At 73.1% G+C, this 17,099-nt stretch carries 19 protein-coding genes and 1 pseudogene; 6 read left to right on the forward strand and 14 right to left on the reverse strand.

The features are described from left to right. Positions 1-102 precede the first annotated feature (102 nt). The 4 genes from V2W30_RS16060 to tsaB are packed head-to-tail and all read right to left on the reverse strand — an operon-like array spanning position 103 to position 2,585. Complete coding sequence (locus V2W30_RS16060) at positions 103-351, reverse strand: hypothetical protein (protein WP_338697228.1); 249 nt, start codon at positions 349-351, stop codon at positions 103-105. After that, a complete protein-coding gene (gene tsaD / locus V2W30_RS16065) occupies positions 348-1,442 on the reverse strand; it encodes a tRNA (adenosine(37)-N6)-threonylcarbamoyltransferase complex transferase subunit TsaD (protein WP_338697230.1) in 1,095 nt (364 codons plus the stop codon). The genes V2W30_RS16060 and tsaD overlap by 4 nt, the downstream gene beginning before the upstream one ends. Then, the gene (gene rimI / locus V2W30_RS16070) at positions 1,435-1,905 is read right to left on the reverse strand and encodes a ribosomal protein S18-alanine N-acetyltransferase (RefSeq protein WP_338703637.1); all 471 of its coding nucleotides are present in this window, start codon (positions 1,903-1,905) and stop codon (positions 1,435-1,437) included. Before rimI ends, tsaD begins: the two co-directional genes overlap by 8 nt. Positions 1,906-1,931: 26 nt before the next feature. Beyond that, positions 1,932-2,585, reverse strand: coding sequence for a tRNA (adenosine(37)-N6)-threonylcarbamoyltransferase complex dimerization subunit type 1 TsaB (tsaB, locus tag V2W30_RS16075; RefSeq protein WP_338697232.1), 654 nt, complete (start codon positions 2,583-2,585; stop codon positions 1,932-1,934). 126 nt (positions 2,586-2,711) lie between these two features. On the opposite strand from tsaB, the gene V2W30_RS16080 reads away from it, so the two are divergent. Further along, complete coding sequence (locus tag V2W30_RS16080) at positions 2,712-3,263, forward strand: hypothetical protein (RefSeq protein ID WP_338703638.1); 552 nt, start codon at positions 2,712-2,714, stop codon at positions 3,261-3,263. Between the two features lie 19 nt (positions 3,264-3,282). On the opposite strand, the gene V2W30_RS16085 is transcribed toward V2W30_RS16080, so the two are convergent. From V2W30_RS16085 to V2W30_RS16105, 5 genes are all read right to left on the reverse strand, one after another. Further along, the gene (locus V2W30_RS16085; RefSeq protein ID WP_338697234.1) at positions 3,283-3,441 is read right to left on the reverse strand and encodes a hypothetical protein; all 159 of its coding nucleotides are present in this window, start codon (positions 3,439-3,441) and stop codon (positions 3,283-3,285) included. A 157-nt stretch (positions 3,442-3,598) separates the two neighbouring features. Next, complete coding sequence (gene tsaE, locus V2W30_RS16090) at positions 3,599-4,153, reverse strand: tRNA (adenosine(37)-N6)-threonylcarbamoyltransferase complex ATPase subunit type 1 TsaE (protein WP_338697236.1); 555 nt, start codon at positions 4,151-4,153, stop codon at positions 3,599-3,601. Then, positions 4,116-5,348 carry an alpha/beta hydrolase gene (locus V2W30_RS16095; RefSeq protein WP_338697238.1) on the reverse strand — a complete coding sequence of 411 codons (1,233 nt, stop codon included), beginning with the start codon at positions 5,346-5,348 and terminating at the stop codon, positions 4,116-4,118. The genes tsaE and V2W30_RS16095 overlap by 38 nt, the downstream gene beginning before the upstream one ends. A gap of 122 nt (positions 5,349-5,470) precedes the next feature. Then, positions 5,471-6,634: an alanine racemase gene (gene alr / locus V2W30_RS16100; protein WP_338697240.1), complete on the reverse strand. Its 1,164-nt coding sequence runs from the start codon at positions 6,632-6,634 to the stop codon at positions 5,471-5,473. A 36-nt stretch (positions 6,635-6,670) separates the two neighbouring features. Next, positions 6,671-7,603 carry a L,D-transpeptidase gene (locus tag V2W30_RS16105; RefSeq protein ID WP_338697242.1) on the reverse strand — a complete coding sequence of 311 codons (933 nt, stop codon included), beginning with the start codon at positions 7,601-7,603 and terminating at the stop codon, positions 6,671-6,673. A gap of 141 nt (positions 7,604-7,744) precedes the next feature. Between V2W30_RS16105 and V2W30_RS16110 the strand changes: the two genes are divergently transcribed. From V2W30_RS16110 to V2W30_RS16120, 3 genes and pseudogenes are all read left to right on the forward strand, one after another. After that, positions 7,745-8,326 (forward strand): TetR-like C-terminal domain-containing protein, encoded by a 582-nt coding sequence (locus tag V2W30_RS16110; RefSeq protein ID WP_338703639.1) that lies wholly within the window; start codon positions 7,745-7,747, stop codon positions 8,324-8,326. Then, entirely contained in the window at positions 8,323-9,159 is an 837-nt protein-coding gene (locus tag V2W30_RS16115; RefSeq protein ID WP_338697243.1) for an alpha/beta fold hydrolase, read from the forward strand. The genes V2W30_RS16110 and V2W30_RS16115 overlap by 4 nt, the downstream gene beginning before the upstream one ends. Before the next feature lies 1 nt (position 9,160). After that, positions 9,161-10,587, forward strand: a pseudogene (locus V2W30_RS16120) (NAD(P)H-hydrate dehydratase). A 39-nt stretch (positions 10,588-10,626) separates the two neighbouring features. Here the strand turns inward: V2W30_RS16120 and V2W30_RS16125 are convergent. The 4 genes from V2W30_RS16125 to V2W30_RS16140 are packed head-to-tail and all read right to left on the reverse strand — an operon-like array spanning position 10,627 to position 13,500. After that, on the reverse strand, positions 10,627-10,989 hold the full coding sequence (locus tag V2W30_RS16125) for a hypothetical protein (protein ID WP_338697244.1): 363 nt from the start codon (positions 10,987-10,989) through the stop codon (positions 10,627-10,629). After that, positions 10,986-11,357: a holo-ACP synthase gene (locus V2W30_RS16130; RefSeq protein WP_338697245.1), complete on the reverse strand. Its 372-nt coding sequence runs from the start codon at positions 11,355-11,357 to the stop codon at positions 10,986-10,988. Before V2W30_RS16130 ends, V2W30_RS16125 begins: the two co-directional genes overlap by 4 nt. Positions 11,358-11,390: 33 nt before the next feature. Further along, the gene (gene glmS / locus V2W30_RS16135; RefSeq protein WP_338697246.1) at positions 11,391-13,232 is read right to left on the reverse strand and encodes a glutamine--fructose-6-phosphate transaminase (isomerizing); all 1,842 of its coding nucleotides are present in this window, start codon (positions 13,230-13,232) and stop codon (positions 11,391-11,393) included. 22 nt (positions 13,233-13,254) lie between these two features. Further along, complete coding sequence (locus V2W30_RS16140; RefSeq protein WP_338697248.1) at positions 13,255-13,500, reverse strand: hypothetical protein; 246 nt, start codon at positions 13,498-13,500, stop codon at positions 13,255-13,257. A 169-nt stretch (positions 13,501-13,669) separates the two neighbouring features. Between V2W30_RS16140 and coaA the strand changes: the two genes are divergently transcribed. Together coaA and V2W30_RS16150 are read left to right on the forward strand one after the other, a co-directional pair. Beyond that, a complete protein-coding gene (gene coaA / locus V2W30_RS16145) occupies positions 13,670-14,689 on the forward strand; it encodes a type I pantothenate kinase (protein ID WP_338697250.1) in 1,020 nt (339 codons plus the stop codon). Positions 14,690-14,710: 21 nt separating this feature from the next. Beyond that, positions 14,711-15,661 carry a DUF389 domain-containing protein gene (locus tag V2W30_RS16150; RefSeq protein ID WP_338697252.1) on the forward strand — a complete coding sequence of 317 codons (951 nt, stop codon included), beginning with the start codon at positions 14,711-14,713 and terminating at the stop codon, positions 15,659-15,661. Here the strand turns inward: V2W30_RS16150 and glmM are convergent. Then, positions 15,658-17,016, reverse strand: a complete 1,359-nt coding sequence (glmM, locus tag V2W30_RS16155) for a phosphoglucosamine mutase (protein ID WP_338697253.1) — start codon at positions 17,014-17,016, stop codon at positions 15,658-15,660. The two genes, V2W30_RS16150 and glmM, sit on opposite strands and share 4 nt — an antisense overlap. Between the last annotated feature and the right edge of the window lie 83 nt (positions 17,017-17,099).

Consider the following 17,099-nt stretch of genomic DNA (forward strand, 5'->3'; position numbering starts at 1 on the left):
CAGTCACGCAGGGAACGTAAGTCCGAATTATTACGGCGGTAAACCACTTGGCATGACCGATTCGGAAATCTCAGGAGGTTCTCAGACCGCTCCCGGCCCTGCTCAGACCGCTTCGAACCGCCACCGGTGCACCGCCCGGGTCACCAACTCCCCCTCGGGCTCGGGGAGTTCAGGCAGAACGGCGTCGTACTCCGCGTCCCACCAGGTGATGACGAGGACCCGGTCCCCCGGCGCGCGAAAATTTTCGCGCCGGGCCGGCTCCCGCTCCAGGACCTGAGCCCGGACCCAGGCCAGCAGCTCCTCGCCGCGGCCCTCGACGGCCCGGGCCTCCCACATCAGGGCGACCGTCACGAGTACAGGTTCTCCTTGCTGACCTCGTGCACATGGTCGTGGTGGTGGTGCCCCGGCACATGCGTCTCGGTGACCGGCAGCGACGAGTCCGCGGACAGGTCCCACGACGAGGCCGCCCGGTTCCTCGCCACCATCTCGGCGCCGAGCGCGGCGACCATCGCGCCGTTGTCCGTGCACAGCTTGGGGCGCGGCACACGCAGCCGGATCCCGGCCCGCTCGCAGCGCTCCTGGGCGAGCGCGCGCAACCGCGAGTTGGCCGCGACACCGCCGCCGATCATCAGGTGGTCGACGCCCTCGTCCTTGCAGGCCCGTACGGCCTTGCGGGTCAGCACGTCCACGACGGCCTCCTGGAACGACGCCGAGACGTCGCGCACCGGCACGTCCTCACCGGCCGCCCGCTTGGCCTCGATCCAGCGCGCCACGGAGGTCTTCAGACCGGAGAAGGAGAAGTCGTACGCGGGATCGCGCGGCCCGGTGAGTCCGCGCGGGAACGCGATCGCGTTCGGGTCGCCCTCCCTCGCGTACCGGTCGATGACGGGTCCGCCCGGGAAGCCCAGGTTGAGCACGCGGGCGATCTTGTCGAAGGCCTCGCCGGCCGCGTCGTCGATGGTGGCGCCGAGCGGCCGTACGTCGGAGGTGATGTCGGCGGAGAGGAGCAGCGACGAGTGGCCGCCGGACACCAGCAGCGCCATCGTCGGCTCGGGCAGCTTGCCGTGCTCCAACTGGTCGACGCAGATGTGCGAGGCGAGGTGGTTGACGCCGTAGAGCGGCTTGCCGAGGGCGTACGCGTACGCCTTCGCGGCGCTCACGCCGACGAGCAGGGCACCGGCGAGGCCGGGCCCGGCGGTCACCGCGATCCCGTCGAGGTCCTTCGCGGTGACCCCGGCGTCCTTCAGGGCGCGCTGGATGGTGGGGACCATCGCCTCCAGGTGCGCGCGGGAGGCGACCTCGGGGACGACGCCGCCGAAGCGGGCGTGTTCGTCGACGCTGGAGGCGACGGCGTCGGCGAGCAGGGTGGTGCCGCGGACGATGCCGACGCCGGTCTCGTCGCAGGAGGTCTCGATGCCGAGGACGAGCGGTTCGTCAGCCATGCTTCTTCTCTTCACTCACGGTGCTGGTGGTGGTCAGGCGCATCACGAGGGCGTCCACGTTGCCCGGCTGGTAGTAGCCGCGGCGGAAGCCGATCGGCTCGAAGCCGAAGCGTTCGTAGAGCTTCTGCGCCCGGGTGTTGTCGACCCGCACTTCGAGCATCACTTCGGCGACCTCGAAGGCGGTGGCGTGGCGGAGCAGTTCGGTGAGCAGCCGGGCGCCGAGCCCGGTGCCCCAGTGGTCGCGGGCGGCGGCGATGGTCTGCACGTCGGCGAGGTCCCCGGAGGCGGCGAGCCCGCCGTACCCGACGAGCCGGTCCCCCTCGTACGCGACGACGTACCGCCGGGACGCCCCGACGCCGCGCGCGTGGGCGAGCTCGGACCAGAACATGCCGCGCGACCAGGCGTCGTCCGGGAACAGGTCCTTCTCCAGGGCGAGCACGGGATCGATGTCCCACCAGCGCATCTCGCGCAGTTCCACGTCCACGCCGGTCACTGGGGGGTGACCACCTTGTAGTTCTTGGGGACCTGCGCGTCGGGGCGGCGCAGGTAGAGGGGGCGTGGTTCGAGCAGTTCCGCACCCGCGGCGAGCTTCTCGGCGGCGAAGGCGGCGAGCGCGGCGGCGGACACGTGCTCGGGCCCGTGGGCGTCGGGGAACGTGTCCGGGTAGAGCACCGCTCCGGCGCCGACGGCGGGCAGCCCGGCGACCCGCTCGGCGATGTCGGCGGGCCGGTCGACGGCGGGCTCGGTGACGCGGGTGCGCACGTCGTCGTAGCGGGCCCAGTAGACCTCCTTGCGCCGCGCGTCGGTGGCGACGACGAAGGGGCCTTCGACCTGGGCCTCGTAGGCGAGCCCGTCCAGCGTGCACACACCGTGCACGGGTACGCCGAGCGCGAGCCCGAAGGTGTCGGCGGTCATCAGGCCGACCCGCAGACCGGTGTACGGTCCCGGGCCGACGCCCACGACGATCCCCGTCACGGCGTCGAGCGACGTCCCGGCCTCGGCGAGCACCCGGTCGACGGCGGGGAGCAGCAGCTCCCCGTGTCTGCGGGCGTCGACCTGACTCGACTCGGCGACGACGGAGGTCCCGTCGTGCAGCGCGACGGTGACGGCGGGGGTTGCGGTATCCAGCGCGAGCAGCAGCACGCAAACAGCCTACGGCGCTCCGGAGGCTGACACGTCCGCACTCCCGCACAACCGGAGCGGGCCCGGCCCCGGTGCTACCGTCACGGGGAGCCTTCGCTGGTGACGTACATGAGAGGCAGGCACCTGGTGGCACGGAGCAGCACCGGATTCGTGACCGCGCTGACGGCGGGCGCGCTCGCCGTGGTCGGCTTCCTCGCGTACCAGGCGTCGGCGAGCGCACCGGCCGACCTCGCCAAGCCGAAGGACACCTCCCCCTCGGCGACGGCGTCCACGGCCCCGAAGCACAAGTCGGACCCGAAGGCCCTGCCCGCGCAGTCCGGCAAGGGCGAGCGCGTCGTCTACTCGCTGGGCGAGGACCGCGTGTGGCTGGTCACCCCGGGCGCGAAGGCCCCGCGCACGTACGAGGTCACGCCGGGAACGGTGGACCCGGCGCCCGGCTCGTACACCGTGACCTCCCGCTCGGGCACCATCACCGGCACCGACGGGGTGGCGATCGAGCACGTGGTCCGCTTCGCGACGACGGACGGGGTGGCGATCGGCTTCAGCGCGGCGGTCGACGGCTCGACCCCGAAGCCCGACCCGTCCAAGCAGACGGGCGGCATCCGCGAGTCCCGCGCGAACGGCACCCTGATGTGGGAGTTCGCGACGATCGGCCGCAAGGTGGTCGTGGTTCCGTAGGGTCCCGCGGGCCCCGCGCCTACGCGGCGTCGGGCCGCGCCTTCACGTCCCGCCCGATGCGCGGCGGGGGCGGCGGTGTCGAGACGGCCCGCGCCGCCGCACAGGACGCCAGCAGGTCCCGCATGGACACCTGGCGCGGCGCGGCAGTCCGTCGTACGTCACGTTCCGAAGCAGACATGGACGCCTCCCGGGGCCGCCGAAGCAGTCGTGGTTAGGTAGACCTAACCAAGGTGGACCTCCATGTGAACACGCCGACGGCGCGTCGCGCAACATTTTGCCGACGCGTTGTCGGGATACGTTCGGGATACGGCGCGTGACCGCGCGCCCGACGGGTCTCAGGCCGCGAGCGAGCCCAGGTCCGACCCGGCCCAGCGGTCCCCGATCCCGTTCAGGGTCACGATCCGGACCTCGTCCGTGGTGTCGCCCGTGGCGCGGTCGATGATGACGTGCAGCCGGTCGTCGGAGAGCTCCTCGACCTTGCCGTCGCCCCACTCCACGACGACGACCGAGTCCGGCAGGGACACGTCGAGGTCGAGGTCCTCCATCTCGTCGAGGCCGCCCCCGAGGCGGTACGCGTCGACGTGCACCAGGGCGGGCCCGCCGGACAGGTGCGGATGCACCCGGGCGATCACGAACGTCGGTGAGGTCACCGCACCGCGCACGCCCAGGCCCTCGCCGAGGCCGCGGGTCAGGGTCGTCTTGCCCGCGCCCAGCTCACCGGTGAGCATCACGAGGTCGCCGGGGCGCAGCTGTTCGGCCAGCGCGCGGCCCAGGTCCCGCATGGCGTCGGGAGAGGTGACGGTGACCGTGGCCGTGCGGACGGAGGCGACGGACGGGGTGGGGGTGGCGGGATCAGCCGCCGGGCTGTGCGGTGCTGCCGGTGTCTCCATAAGGACCCACGGTAGCGGCTGCCGGAACCGCTCCGACGCGGGCCAGGAGGTCCGCGAACCGGTCCGTGACGACCTCCGGGTGCTCCATCATCACGAGGTGCCCGGCGTCCGGTACGAGCACGAACTCCGCCTGCGGCAGCAGCGCCGCGATCGCCTCGCTGTGCTCGCTCGGCGTCACCAGATCCTGCTCACCGGCGAGGACGAGCGCCGGGATGTCGGCGAAGTGGTTCAGGGCGGCCGTCTTGTCGTGCTCCTGGAACGCCGGGTAGAACTCGGCGACCACGTCGATCGGCGTCCCCTCGATCATCCGCTCCGCGAACCGGGCGACCGCCGGGTCGACGTCCCGCGACGCGAACGAGTACCGCTTGATGATCCCCGCGAACAGGTCGGCCGTGGCCCGCCGCCCCTTCTCGACGAGCTCCGCCCGCTGGCCGAGGGCCTTGAGGATGCCGGGCAGCACCCGCCGGATCGCGTTGACCCCGGCCACCGGCAGCCCGTAGTTGACCTCGCCGAGCTTCCCCGACGACGTCCCGACGAGGGCCACGCCCACGACGCGCTCGCGGATCAGCTCGGGACACTGGTCGGCCAGCGCCATCACGGTCATGCCGCCCATGGAGTGGCCGACGAGGACGAGCGGGCCCTCGGGCGCGGCCGCGTCGACGACGGCCTTGAGGTCGCAGCCGAGCCGGTCGATGGTGACCGGCGCCCCCTGCTCGACCTGCTCGGTCCCGCGCCCCGACCGGCCGTGGCTGCGCTGGTCCCAGTAGACGCAGCGCACGACACCGCGCAGGGCGGCGCGCTGGAAGTGCCAGGAGTCCTGGTTGAGGCAGTAGCCGTGGCTGAAGACGACGGTGACCGGCGCCGGGTCCTTGCGGCCGAACAGGCGCCGCCTGCGCGGACCGCCGCCGCTGTCCGGCTCGACCTCGTCCACCTCGTAGTACAGCTCGGTGCCGTCGTCGCCGTAGGCCTTGCCGGGGGTGCCGCGCAGCGCGCCGTAGGGGCCCGAGGCGTCCAGGGCGAGCCGGGCCTTGCGCCGCATGCCGCGCCCCACCGTGAGCCGCTCGACGGCCACTCCGGCGGCGGCGCCCGCGGCGACCACGCCGATCGCGGCGCCCGCGAGGCCGGCCCGGCGCCAGCTCCCCGAAGCCGCGGCTTCGGCGACGGCCGCCGTGGCCTGTGCGGTGTCCTCGCTCACGTGCCGCTCCTTAGTGCGCTCTGCCCGCGTCCTGCGCTGCGTGCTGCCCTGGTGTGCCGAGTTTCCTGTTCGGTTCGAAGTTCACATAGCCCTGGCGGCCGCCGCTCAACCCGTGTCCGTGGTCACGCGCCGTCCGCCGGCCCGTCGCCGACATAGACGCGCGGGACCCGTGAACCGATCCGCGTGACGATCTCGTACGCGATGGTGCCCGCCGCGGCCGCCCAGTCCTCGGCGGTCGGCTCGCCCGCGTCACCGGGGCCGAACAGCACCGCCTCGTCCCCCGCGGCCGGCTCGTCACCGCCGAGGTCGACGACGAACTGGTCCATCGCGACCCGCCCCGCGACCGTGCGCCGCTTGCCCGCGATCAGGACCGGGCCGGTGCCGGAGGCGTGCCGCGGGATGCCGTCCGCGTAGCCGAGCGGGACGAGGCCGAGGGTCGTCGCTCCCGGGGTGACGTAGTGATGCCCGTAACTGACGCCGAGTCCACCCGGCGCGTGCTTCACGAGCGCGAGGTTCGCCTTCAGGGTCATGACGGGGCGCAGGCCGAAGTCGGCGGGCGTGCCCAGCTCGGGGCTGGGCGAGATGCCGTACATCGCGATACCGGGGCGGACGAGGTCGAAGTGGGTCTCGGGCAGGGTCAGCGTCCCCGGCGAGTTCGCGATGTGCCGCACCTCGGGGGTGATACCCCGCTCCTGCGCGTACCCGACCATCTCGCGGAAGGAGGCCAGCTGCGCGGCGGTCGAGGGGTGCCCCGGCTCGTCGGCGCAGGCGAAGTGCGACCACAGTCCGGTGACGGTGACGAGACCGGCCTCCTGCGCCTTCAGGGCCTCGCGCACCAGCTCGGGCCAGTCGGCCGGCAGGCAGCCGTTGCGCCCGAGTCCCGTGTCGGCCTTGAGCTGGATGCGGGCGACCCGGCCCGACTCCCGTGCCGCGGCGGCGACTTCGCGCAGCGCCCACATGCCGCTGACCGACATGTCGAGGTCGGCCTCGATGCCCTCGCGCCAGGGCCCGCCGGGCACCCACAGCCAGCACAGGAGGCGGCCGGTGATGCCCGCCGCGCGCAGCTCCAGGGCCTCTTCGGCGGTGGCGGTGCCGATCCACTCGGCACCCGCCTCCTTCGCGGCGCGGGCCACCGGGAGCGTTCCGTGCCCGTAGGCGTCCGCCTTCACCACGGCCATGAACGCGGCCCCCGGCGCGTGGGCGCGCAGGGACCGCACGTTGGCCTTCAGTGCGGCCAGGTCGATCTCGGCGCGGGCGCGGAGCGGGGCAGTCACGTTCTCGTTCATGGTGCGCCCAGTCTCTCAGAGCGGTCGGAGCGGCCCTCAGGTACCGGGCCTGCGGCCCCACACGTACACGCGGTCGCCCTTCTTGAGCACGCCCCAGAGCTTCTTGGCGTCGGCGAGCCGCATGTTGACGCAGCCGCGCGAGCCGGGCGGGTTGTAGACGCTGCCGTAGATGGCGTGGAAGGCCTGGCCGCCGCTGAAGAACTGGCTGTACGGCATGGGGGTGTTGTACAGCGTCGACCAGTGGTTCTTGTGCTTCCAGTAGACCTTGTGCCAGCCCGCGCGGGTCGCGTACCCGGCGCGGCCGCTGCGGATCGGGACGGGCCCGTAGACGATCTTCTTGCCCTTGCTGACCCACATCAGCTGGCGCGGCAGGTCGACGCAGGCGAGGCGGTACGCGCGCGTGGGGCACTTCTTCGCCGCGTTCGGGTTCTTGCGGGCGCTGATGGAGCGCATCCGGCCCCAGGTGACGGGCCCGGCGAAGCCGCTGTTCGGGCGGATGCCCTGCTTGGTCTGGAAGGCGCGGATGGCCTTGCAGTCGGCGGCGGACTGACGGCCGTCGACCTTGAGCTTCAGCCAGCGCTCGACCTGGCGCTGGTAGGGGCCGGTCTTCGTGGTGCAGCGCGCGGCGGCGAACTGTCCGAGACCGGGTCCCGGCGCCGGCTGCGCCTCGCTCGCGGGCACGTACTCGACGCTGTCGTCGACCGGGACGGACGGCTCGTACGGCTCGATCGCGTCCTCGGCGGCGCTCGGCTCGTACACGCGCGGCGGCAGCACCTGGTCGGGGGTGTCCATCCGCCAGGGCTGGTACGGGGTGAGCGGGACGCCGGGGACGAGCGCGGGTCCCGCGGCGGGCGCCGGGGCCGAGGGCCGGGGCGGCGGTCCCGGGTCGGCGAAGGCGGGGACCGCCGGGAGCGCGGCGGCGAGGGCGAGCAGCGCGGCCAGGGCGCCGCGCACAGGAGTGCTGGTCATGGGCCGAGGGAATCCCGGTGCGGCCCGCTCCCCGGGCAGCCGCGCGGCGAGGTCCCCCGAAAAGCCGTTGATCGGCCCGGCCGCACCTAGGTACCGTAGGACAAAACCTAGGAGCATTAGGAAAGAGGGGCCGGACCCATGATGGCCAGGGCAGGGCTGACGACGGAGCGCGTCGTGGCGGCCGCCGCCGATCTCGCGGACACGGTCGGCTTCGACCACATCACCATCGCGGCGCTCGCCCGCGGCTTCGGCGTCAAGGACGCGAGTCTGTACGCGCACGTCAAGGGCCTGTCCGAGCTGAGCACCCGGGTCGCGATCCGGTCCGGCCTCGACCTCGCCGACCGGATCGCGGACGCGCTCGCGGGCCGGGCCGGGCGCGACGCGCTGCTCGCCTTCGGGCACGCCTACCGCGCCTTCGCCCTGGAGCACCCGGGGCGGTACGCGGCGACCCAGCTGGAGCTCGACCCGTCGGTCCTCGACGAGCACCCGGGCCTGCGCCGCAACCTCACGTGCACGTACGCGCTGCTCCAGGGCTACGGCCTGGAGGAACCGCACCTCACGGACGCGGGGCGCGTCCTGCGCAGCACCTTCCACGGCTTCGTCACCCTCGAACTCGCGGGCGGCTTCCGGCACCGCAGGGACGTGGAGGAGACGTGGGCGAGCGCCCTGGAGGCGCTGCACGTCATGCTCACCCACTGGCCCGAGGGAGAAGTGCGTCGATGATCACCTCACACACCCTGCGCGTCCCCGGCGCGACCCTGCACCACGAGCTGCGCGGCAGCGGTCCCGTCCTCCTCCTGCTGCCCGGCGCGGGCGGCGACGCGGCGGCCCTCGACCCGGTCGCGGACGCCCTCGCCGACACCTTCACGGTGCTCACGCACGACCCGCGCGGCTACTCGCGCAGCACCCTGGACGGGCCGCCGGCCGAGCAGCGCGTGCCGGTCCACGCGGACGACGCGCTGCGCCTCCTGGACGCGCTCTCCCCGGACCGCCCCGCGTACGTGGCGGGCGTCTCCAGCGGCGCGATCGTCGCCCTCGACCTGCTGGCGCGGCACCCCGGCCGGCTCCGGCACGTGGTGGCCCACGAACCGCCGTCGTGGAGCGTGCTGCCGGACGCGGCCGAGCAGGCGGCGTTCTTCCAGGACGTGTACGAGACGTTCATGGCGCGGGGCCTGGAGGCGGCGGGCGCGCGCTTCCTCGCGGGCGTCGGCCCGGTGATGCTGCCCGCACCGCCCCAGCCGGGCGAACTCCCCGAGCGCGTACGGGAGATGAGACAGCGGCTGCTGGCGAACGCCCCGCTGGCGATCCGGTACGAGCACCGCAGCTTCGCGGCGTACGAACCGGACCTGGCCGCGCTGGCCACGGCCCGCGACCGGCTGACCCTGGCGGCGGGCACGGCGACGCGCGGACATCTGCCGTACCGGCCCGCGGAGCTGCTGGCGCGGCGGCTGGACCTCGGCCTCGCGCACTTCCCCGGCGCCCACAACGGCTGGTCGACCCACCCCGCCGAGACGGCCGACCTGCTGCGCACCCACCTCTTGGGAGACACTCGATGACATGCGAGTCGCCTACGACGTCGAGACGGTCAGGGCAGCCGAACGCGCACTGATGGCGCGGCTGCCCGAAGGAACGCTGATGCGGCGGGCGGCGGCCGGGCTCGCCGCGGCCTGCGCGGAACTGCTCGGAAAGGTCTACGGGTCCCGGATCGCCCTCCTCGTCGGCTCCGGGGACAACGGCGGCGACGCCCTGTTCGCGGGCGCCCGCCTGGCCCGGCGCGGCGCGGGCGTGACGGCCCTGCTGCTCGCGCCGGAGCGGGCCCACGCCGGGGGCCTCGCGGCGCTGCGCGCGGCGGGCGGCACGGTGCTCGACGCGGAGTCGGACGCGGCGCCCGAACTGGTGGGCCGCGCCGACCTCGTCGTCGACGGGATCGTGGGCATCGGCGGCAAGGGCGGCCTGCGCCCCCGAGCGGCCCAACTGGCCGACGCCGTCCGGGGAGTGATGGTCTGCGTCGACCTGCCGAGCGGGGTGGACGCCGACACCGGCGAGGTCCGCGGCGACGCGGTGCGCGCGGACGCGACGGTCACGTTCGGCGCGTACAAGCCCGGACTCCTCATCGACCCGGCGCACGCCTACGCGGGGGCGCTGCGCCTGATCGACATCGGACTCGAACTGCCGCGCGGCGACGCCGCGTTGGAGGCGCTCCAGTACGCGGACGTCGCGGAGCTGCTGCCCGAGCCGACCGGCGAGAGCGACAAGTACCGGCGCGGGGTCGTCGGCGTGGTCGCGGGCTCCGCGCGCTATCCGGGGGCCGCGGTCCTCGCGGTGGCCGGGGCGCTGCACGGCGGCGCGGGCGCGGTGCGCTACGTGGGCCCGGCGGCGGACGCGGTCCTCGCCCGCTTCCCGGAGACGCTGGTGTCGGCGGGGCCGCCGTCCAAGGCGGGGCGGGTGCAGGCCTGGGTGCTCGGCCCCGGCCTGGGCGACGACCGGTCGGGCGTCCTCGACGTCCTGGCGTCGAACGTCCCGGTCCTGATCGACGCGGACGGCCTGCGCCTCGCGGACGCGGACGTGATCCGCACCCGCACGGCCCCGACCGTCCTCACCCCGCACGCGGGCGAGGCGGCGGCCCTCCTGGGCACGGACCGCGCCGAGGTGGAGTCCCGACGCCTGAGTTCCGTCAAGGAGTTGTCGTCCCGGTACGCGGCGACGGTCCTCCTCAAGGGCTCGACGACCCTGATCGCCTCGCCCGGCGCCCCGACCCGGGTCAACCCGACGGGCACCCCCTGGCTGGCCACGGCGGGCAGCGGCGACGTCCTGTCGGGCCTGACGGGCTCCTCCTGGCGGCGGGCCTCGCCCCGGCGGACGCGGCCTCGGTCGGCGCCCACCTCCACGGCCTGGCGGCCCGCCGCGCGGCGGACGGCGCCCCGGTGTCGGCGCAGGACGTGGCGGCGGCGATCCCGGCGGTGTGGCGGGACGTACGCCACTGACCCGACGGGCGGCCGGGCCGGGCGGGAAGGCGCCCGCGCCTACGCCTCGGCGCGGAACGCGCGCACGACCTCGATCTCCCCGACGATGTGCGCGTTGAACTCGTCCAGCTCCTCGGCGGGCACCCACAGTTCGAGGATCGTCTCGCCGCCCGCCCGCCGGACCGGGTACCGGCGCAGGAACGCGGTGTCGACCTCGAACCGCGTCACGAAGCCCGCGCCGTCGTGCTTGACGTTCCAGTCGCGCGCGATGCGGATCGCGTAGTCCTCGTTGAGGACCGGATAGAAGATCGGCTGCTCGGGGAGCCGGGGCGGCCAGGCACGCCACCCGGACTCCCGCACCAGGTCCAGCTCCACGGGCCCGGTGGGGCGCCACAGCGTCGTCGTCGACGCGGTGTCGCTCATCCCTCCGCCACCACCACGGCCGACGCCACCCCCGCGTCATGGCTCAACGACACATGGAACCCCTGCACGCCCAGCTCGGCGGCGCGCGCCGCCACCGTGCCGCTCACCCGCAGCCGGGGCTGCCCGCTCTCCTCGACCCACACCTCCGCGTCGGTCCAGCGCAGCCCGGCCGGCGCTCCCAGCGCCTTGGCGAGTGCCTCCTTCGCGGCGAACCGGGCGGCGAGCGAGGCGACCCCGCGCCGCTCGCCGCTCGGCAGCAGCAACTCCCCCGCGACGAACAGCCGCCCGGCCATCCCCGGCGTCCGCTCCAGGGACGCCGCGAACCGCTCGATCTCGGCCACGTCGATTCCGACCCCGATGATGCTCATGCCGAGCACCCTACGGAACGCGTCACCCGGCCCTCACTCCACCGTCACCGACTTCGCCAGGTTCCGCGGCTGGTCCACCTCGTTGCCGCGGGCCGTGGCCAGCTCGCACGCGAACACCTGCAACGGCACCGTCGCCACGAGCGGCTGCAACAGGGTCGGCGTGGCCGGGACGCGCACCAGATGGTCCGCGTACGGGACGACGGCCTCGTCGCCCTCCTCGGCGATCACGATGGTCCGCGCCCCGCGCGCCCTGATCTCCTGGATGTTGGAGACGATCTTGTCGTGCAGGACCGAGCGGCCGCGCGGCGACGGGACGACGACCACCACCGGCATGCCCTCCTCGATCAGCGCGATCGGCCCGTGCTTCAGCTCACCGGCCGCGAAGCCCTCGGCGTGCATGTAGGCGAGCTCCTTGAGCTTCAGCGCGCCCTCCAGGGCGACCGGATAGCCGACGTGCCGGCCCAGGAACAGCACGGTGTCCGCCCCGGCCAGCGAGCGGGCGAGCTCGCGGACCGGCTCCATCGTCTCCAGGACCCGCTCGACCTCCTCGCCGATGCGCGCCAGGTCCCCTACGACGGCGAGGATCTCGTCGGCCCACTTGGTGCCCCGCACCTGCCCGAGGTACAGCGCCACCAGGTAGCAGGCGACGAGCTGCGTCAGGAACGCCTTGGTCGAGGCGACCGCCACCTCGGGCCCGGCGTGCGTGTAGAGGACGGCGTCGGACTCGCGCGGGATCGTCGACCCGTTCGTGTTGCAGATGGCGAGCACCGTCGCGCCCTGCTCCCGCGCGTGCCGCAGCGCCATCAGGGTGTCCATCGTCTCGCCGGACTGGGAGATCGCGATGACCAGCGACCGGGCGTCGAGGATCGGGTCCCGGTAGCGGAACTCGCTCGCCAGCTCCACCTCGCAGGGCAGCCGGGTCCAGTGCTCGATGGCGTACTTGGCGATCAGACCCGCGTGGAACGCCGTACCGCACGCCACGATGACGACCTTGTCGACCATCCGCAGCACCTGCGGCGGGATGCGGAGCTCGTCCAGCGTCAGCTGTCCCTCCGCGCCGATCCGCCCGAGCAGGGTGTCCGCGACCGCCTTCGGCTGCTCGGCGATCTCCTTGAGCATGAAGTAGTCGTAGCCGCCCTTCTCGGCGGCCGACGCGTCCCAGTCGACGTGGTAGTGCCGGACGTCCGCCGCGCGCCCGTCGAAGTCGGTGACGACGACCCCGTCCCTGCGCAGCTCGACGACCTGGTCCTGACCCAGCTCGATGGCCGACCGGGTGTGCGCGATGAAGGCCGCCACATCCGACGCGAGGAACGCCTCGCCCTCCCCCACGCCGACCACCAGCGGCGAGTTCCGGCGCGCGCCCACCACCACGTCCGGCGCGTCCGCGTGCACCGCGACCAGCGTGAACGCCCCCTCCAGGCGGCGGCAGACCCGGCGCATCGCCGCCGCGAGGTCGCCCGCGTACTCCTCGGCCAGCAGATGCGCCACGACCTCGGTGTCCGTCTCGGACGTCAGGTCGTGGCCGCGCTCGGCCAGCTCGGCGCGCAGCGGGGCGAAGTTCTCGATGATGCCGTTGTGGACGACGGCGACCCGGCCCGCGTTGTCCAGGTGCGGGTGCGCGTTGGTGTCCGTGGGGCCGCCGTGGGTGGCCCAGCGGGTGTGCCCGATCCCGGCGGGCCCGGCCGGCAGCGGCCGGTCGACCAGCTCCTTCTCCAGGTTGACGAGCTTGCCGGCCTTCTTGCGGGAGGCCAGCGAACCGTCCGCGACGACGGCCACCCCGGCCGAGTCGTAGCCCCGGTACTCCAGGCGTTTCAGCCCCGCGAGGACGACGTCGAGAGCCGACTGAGAACCTACGTATCCCACGATTCCGCACATACGCCGCAGCGTACGACCGCCGTCAGCGCCCCCACAGGAGCCTGTCCCGCGCGTCCTGGACGAGCCCCAGGTACTCGGCTTCCTCGCAGCGCGGCTTGCTGCCCATCTCGTAGAGGTCGAGACAGTCGTCGAGGTCCTCGCCTATGTCCTCGTCGGGCAGGTCGAGCGCCAGCTCGCTGTGGACCCGGCCCGCCCAGTCGTCACCGGCCGGCGCGGCGCGGAACCTCCCCCGTACACGGACGAAGCCGGGAACGCGCAACACGGACATGAGGGTTTCCCTCCCGCCCCGCGGACGCGCCGGTGCCCCGCGGATCCCCGGAAGGTATCGCCGCCTCCACGCCGGGTCCATAGCTGTGACGGGTCCGTGCGGGCCCTGTCACGGCCCGGCGTGACGCACCCCACGCCCCGCTCCGGCCACACAGCCGTAACAATGGACTGTGATCTCTCCGGTCTCCGAGCCCCTGGCCACCGCGTCGACGGACTCCCGGAGCACCCACCGGCAGAAGCCGGAGGTGACTCCCTACGTCGACCTCACCCGAACCGAGTGGAGTGCTCTGCGTGACAGGACGCCGCTGCCGCTGACCGCCGAGGAGCTGGAACAGCTGCGCGGCCTCGGCGACGTCATCGACCTCGACGAGGTGCGCGACATCTATCTGCCGCTCTCCCGTCTCCTGAACCTGTACGTGGGCGCGACCGACGGCCTGCGCGGCGCGCTCAACACGTTCCTGGGCGAGACGAACGAGAAGGCCGCCCAGACCGGCACCCCGTTCGTCATAGGGGTCGCCGGTTCGGTGGCGGTCGGCAAGTCCACCGTCGCCCGCCTCCTCCAGGCCCTGCTCTCGCGCTGGCCCGAGCACCCGCGCGTCGCCCGCGTCACCACCGACGGCTTCCTGCTCCCCACCAAGGAGCTGGAGGCGCGCGGCCTGATGTCGCGCAAGGGCTTCCCCGAGTCGTACGACCGCCGCGCCCTGACCCGGTTCGTCGCCGACGTGAAGGCCGGCAAGGACGAGGTGACGGCCCCCGTCTACTCGCACCTGATCTACGACATCGACCCCACGCGGACGCTGACGGTGCGGCGCCCCGACATCCTCATCGTCGAGGGCCTGAACGTGTTGCAGCCCGCCCTGCCCGGCAAGGACGGCCGCACCCGCGTCGGCCTCGCCGACTACTTCGACTTCAGCGTGTACGTGGACGCGCGCGCCGAGGACATCGAGGCCTGGTACCTCAACCGCTTCCGCAAGCTGCGCGCGACGGCGTTCCAGGACCCGTCCTCGTACTTCCGCAAGTACACGCAGGTCTCGGAGGAGGAGGCGCTCGACTACGCGCGCACCACCTGGCGCACCATCAACAAGCCCAACCTCCTGGAGAACGTGGCGCCCACGCGCGGCCGCGCCACCCTCGTCGTCCGCAAGGGTCCCGACCACAAGGTGCAGCGGCTGCGGCTCCGCAAACTCTGAGCGCCCGTTACGGTTACGCGCATGCTGCATCTGCGCCTGATCACCCCGGCCGACAAGACGGACGACGTGGTGCGTCTGATCGAGAAGACCGTCGGCACCACGCACCTGGCCGTGGTGCCGGGCGCGGCCCGCAATCCGGCGGGCGACGTCGTCATGTGCGATGTCGCCCGCGAGGCCGGTGACGAACTCATCGGCGCGCTGCGGGAGTTGGACATCGACAAGTGCGGGTCGATCGCCGTCGAGAGCATCGATCTGTCCCTGTCGCTGCGCGCCGACAAGGCGGAGGACGAGGCACCGGGCGAAGGCGCGGACGCCGTTCTGTGGGAGCAGTTGTCGGACGCCACGCACGAGGAGTCGACGCTCACGTTCACGTACGTGGCGTTCCTCGTGATCGCCACGATGATCGCGGCGTGCGGTGTCGTCCTCGACAACGCGATCCTGATCGTGGGCGCCATGGCGGTCGGCCCCGAGTTCGGGCCGCTGGCCGGGATCTGCACGGCCGTGGTGCAGCGGGCGCCGAAACTGGCGCTGCGCTCACTGATCGCGCTGCTCGTCGGGTTCGTGGTCGCGATGGTCGTGACGGTGGGGTTCAGCTACTTCATGGACGCCGTGAACCTGTTCAGCGAGGCGCAGTTGGAGGCGGACCGCCCCAACACCGGGTTCGTGTACGCCCCCGACTGGTTCTCGTTCGTGGTGGCCGTCCTCGCGGGCGCGGCCGGCACGCTCTCGCTCACGTCGGCCAAGTCGGGCGCCCTGGTGGGCGTGGCCATCTCGGTGACCACGGTCCCGGCGGCGGCGAACGCGGCGGTGGCGCTCAGCTACGACGACATGAAGCAGACGTGGGGCTCGACGCAGCAGCTGCTCCTGAACCTGCTCGCCATCGTCCTCGCGGGCACGCTCACGCTCCTGGCCCAGAAGTTCTTCTGGGCCAGGCACCGTGAACGGACCCGGTCGAAGCGCTCGCTCGGCTAGCCGAGCGCCGACTTCACGACGTCGGCGAGCCGCCCGGCGACGGACCGGGCCTGCTCGATGTCCGCGGCCTCGACCATCACGCGCACCAGCGGCTCGGTGCCGGACGAGCGCAGCAACACCCGCCCGGTGGAGCCGAGTTCACGCTCGGCGTCGGCCACGGCGGTGGTCAGCTCGGCCGACGTCGCGACCCGCGACTTGTCGACGTCCGGGACGTTGATGAGCACCTGCGGCAGCCGCTCCATCACGCCCGCGAGGTCCTTGAGCGTACGGCCGGTCTGCGCGACCCGGGCCGCGAGCAGCAGGCCGGTGAGCGTGCCGTCGCCGGTCGTCGCGTGGTCGAGCACGATGACGTGGCCGGACTGCTCGCCGCCCAGCGCGTACCCGTGCTCCTTCATGTTCTCCAGGACGTACCGGTCGCCGACCGCGGTCTGCACGAGGTTGATGCCCTCGCGCTCCATGGCCAGCTTCAGGCCGAGGTTCGACATGACGGTCGCGACAACGGTGTCTTCGCGCAGCGCGCCCCGCTCCCGCATCGCGAGGGCGATGACGGCCATGATCTGGTCGCCGTCCACCTCGGAGCCGGTGTGGTCCACGGCGAGGCAGCGGTCGGCGTCCCCGTCGTGCGCGATACCGAAGGCGGCCCCGTGCTCGACGACGGCGGCCTTCAGGAGGTCGAGGTGCGTGGAGCCGCACCCGTCGTTGATGTTGAGCCCGTCCGGCTCGGCACCGATCGTGACGACCTCGGCGCCCGCGCGCGTGAAGGCCTCCGGGGAGACCCGGGACGCGGCGCCGTGCGCCTCGTCGAGGACGATCTTCAGCCCGTCGAGCCGGTTCGGCAGCACCCCCATGAGGTGCGCGACGTACTGGTCGAGCCCCTCGTCGTACGAGGTCACGCGGCCGACGCCCGCACCGGTCGGGCGGTCCCAGGGCGCGCCGGTGCGGTGCTCGTCGTAGACCGCCTCGATCCGCTCCTCCAGGGCGTCGTCGAGCTTGTGCCCGCCGCGGGCGAGGAACTTGATGCCGTTGTCCGGCATGGCGTTGTGGCTCGCGGAGAGCATCACGCCGAGGTCGGCTCCCAGCGCACCGGTGAGATACGCCACCGCGGGGGTGGGCAGCACACCGACGCGCAGGACGTCGACGCCCGCGCTGGCCAGGCCCGCGACGACCGCGGCTTCCAGGAACTCGCCCGAGGCACGCGGATCACGGCCCACGACCGCCACCGGGCGGTGACCGGCGAAACTTCCTGCCTCGCCGAGCACGTGCGCCGCGGCGACCGAGAGCCCGAGCGCGAGCTCGGCCGTCAGGTCCGCGTTGGCGACACCGCGCACGCCGTCCGTGCCGAAGAGTCGTCCCACTTGTTGTCCTCCACTGCATTTCCCGGGGTCCGTGTCATGAGCGGCTACGCCGCAGGCCCCCGGACCCCCAGCCGACAAAACAG

Origin of the sequence: Streptomyces sp. Q6, from assembly GCF_036967205.1 — a bacterium.
GTDB lineage: Bacteria > Actinomycetota > Actinomycetes > Streptomycetales > Streptomycetaceae > Streptomyces > Streptomyces citrinus.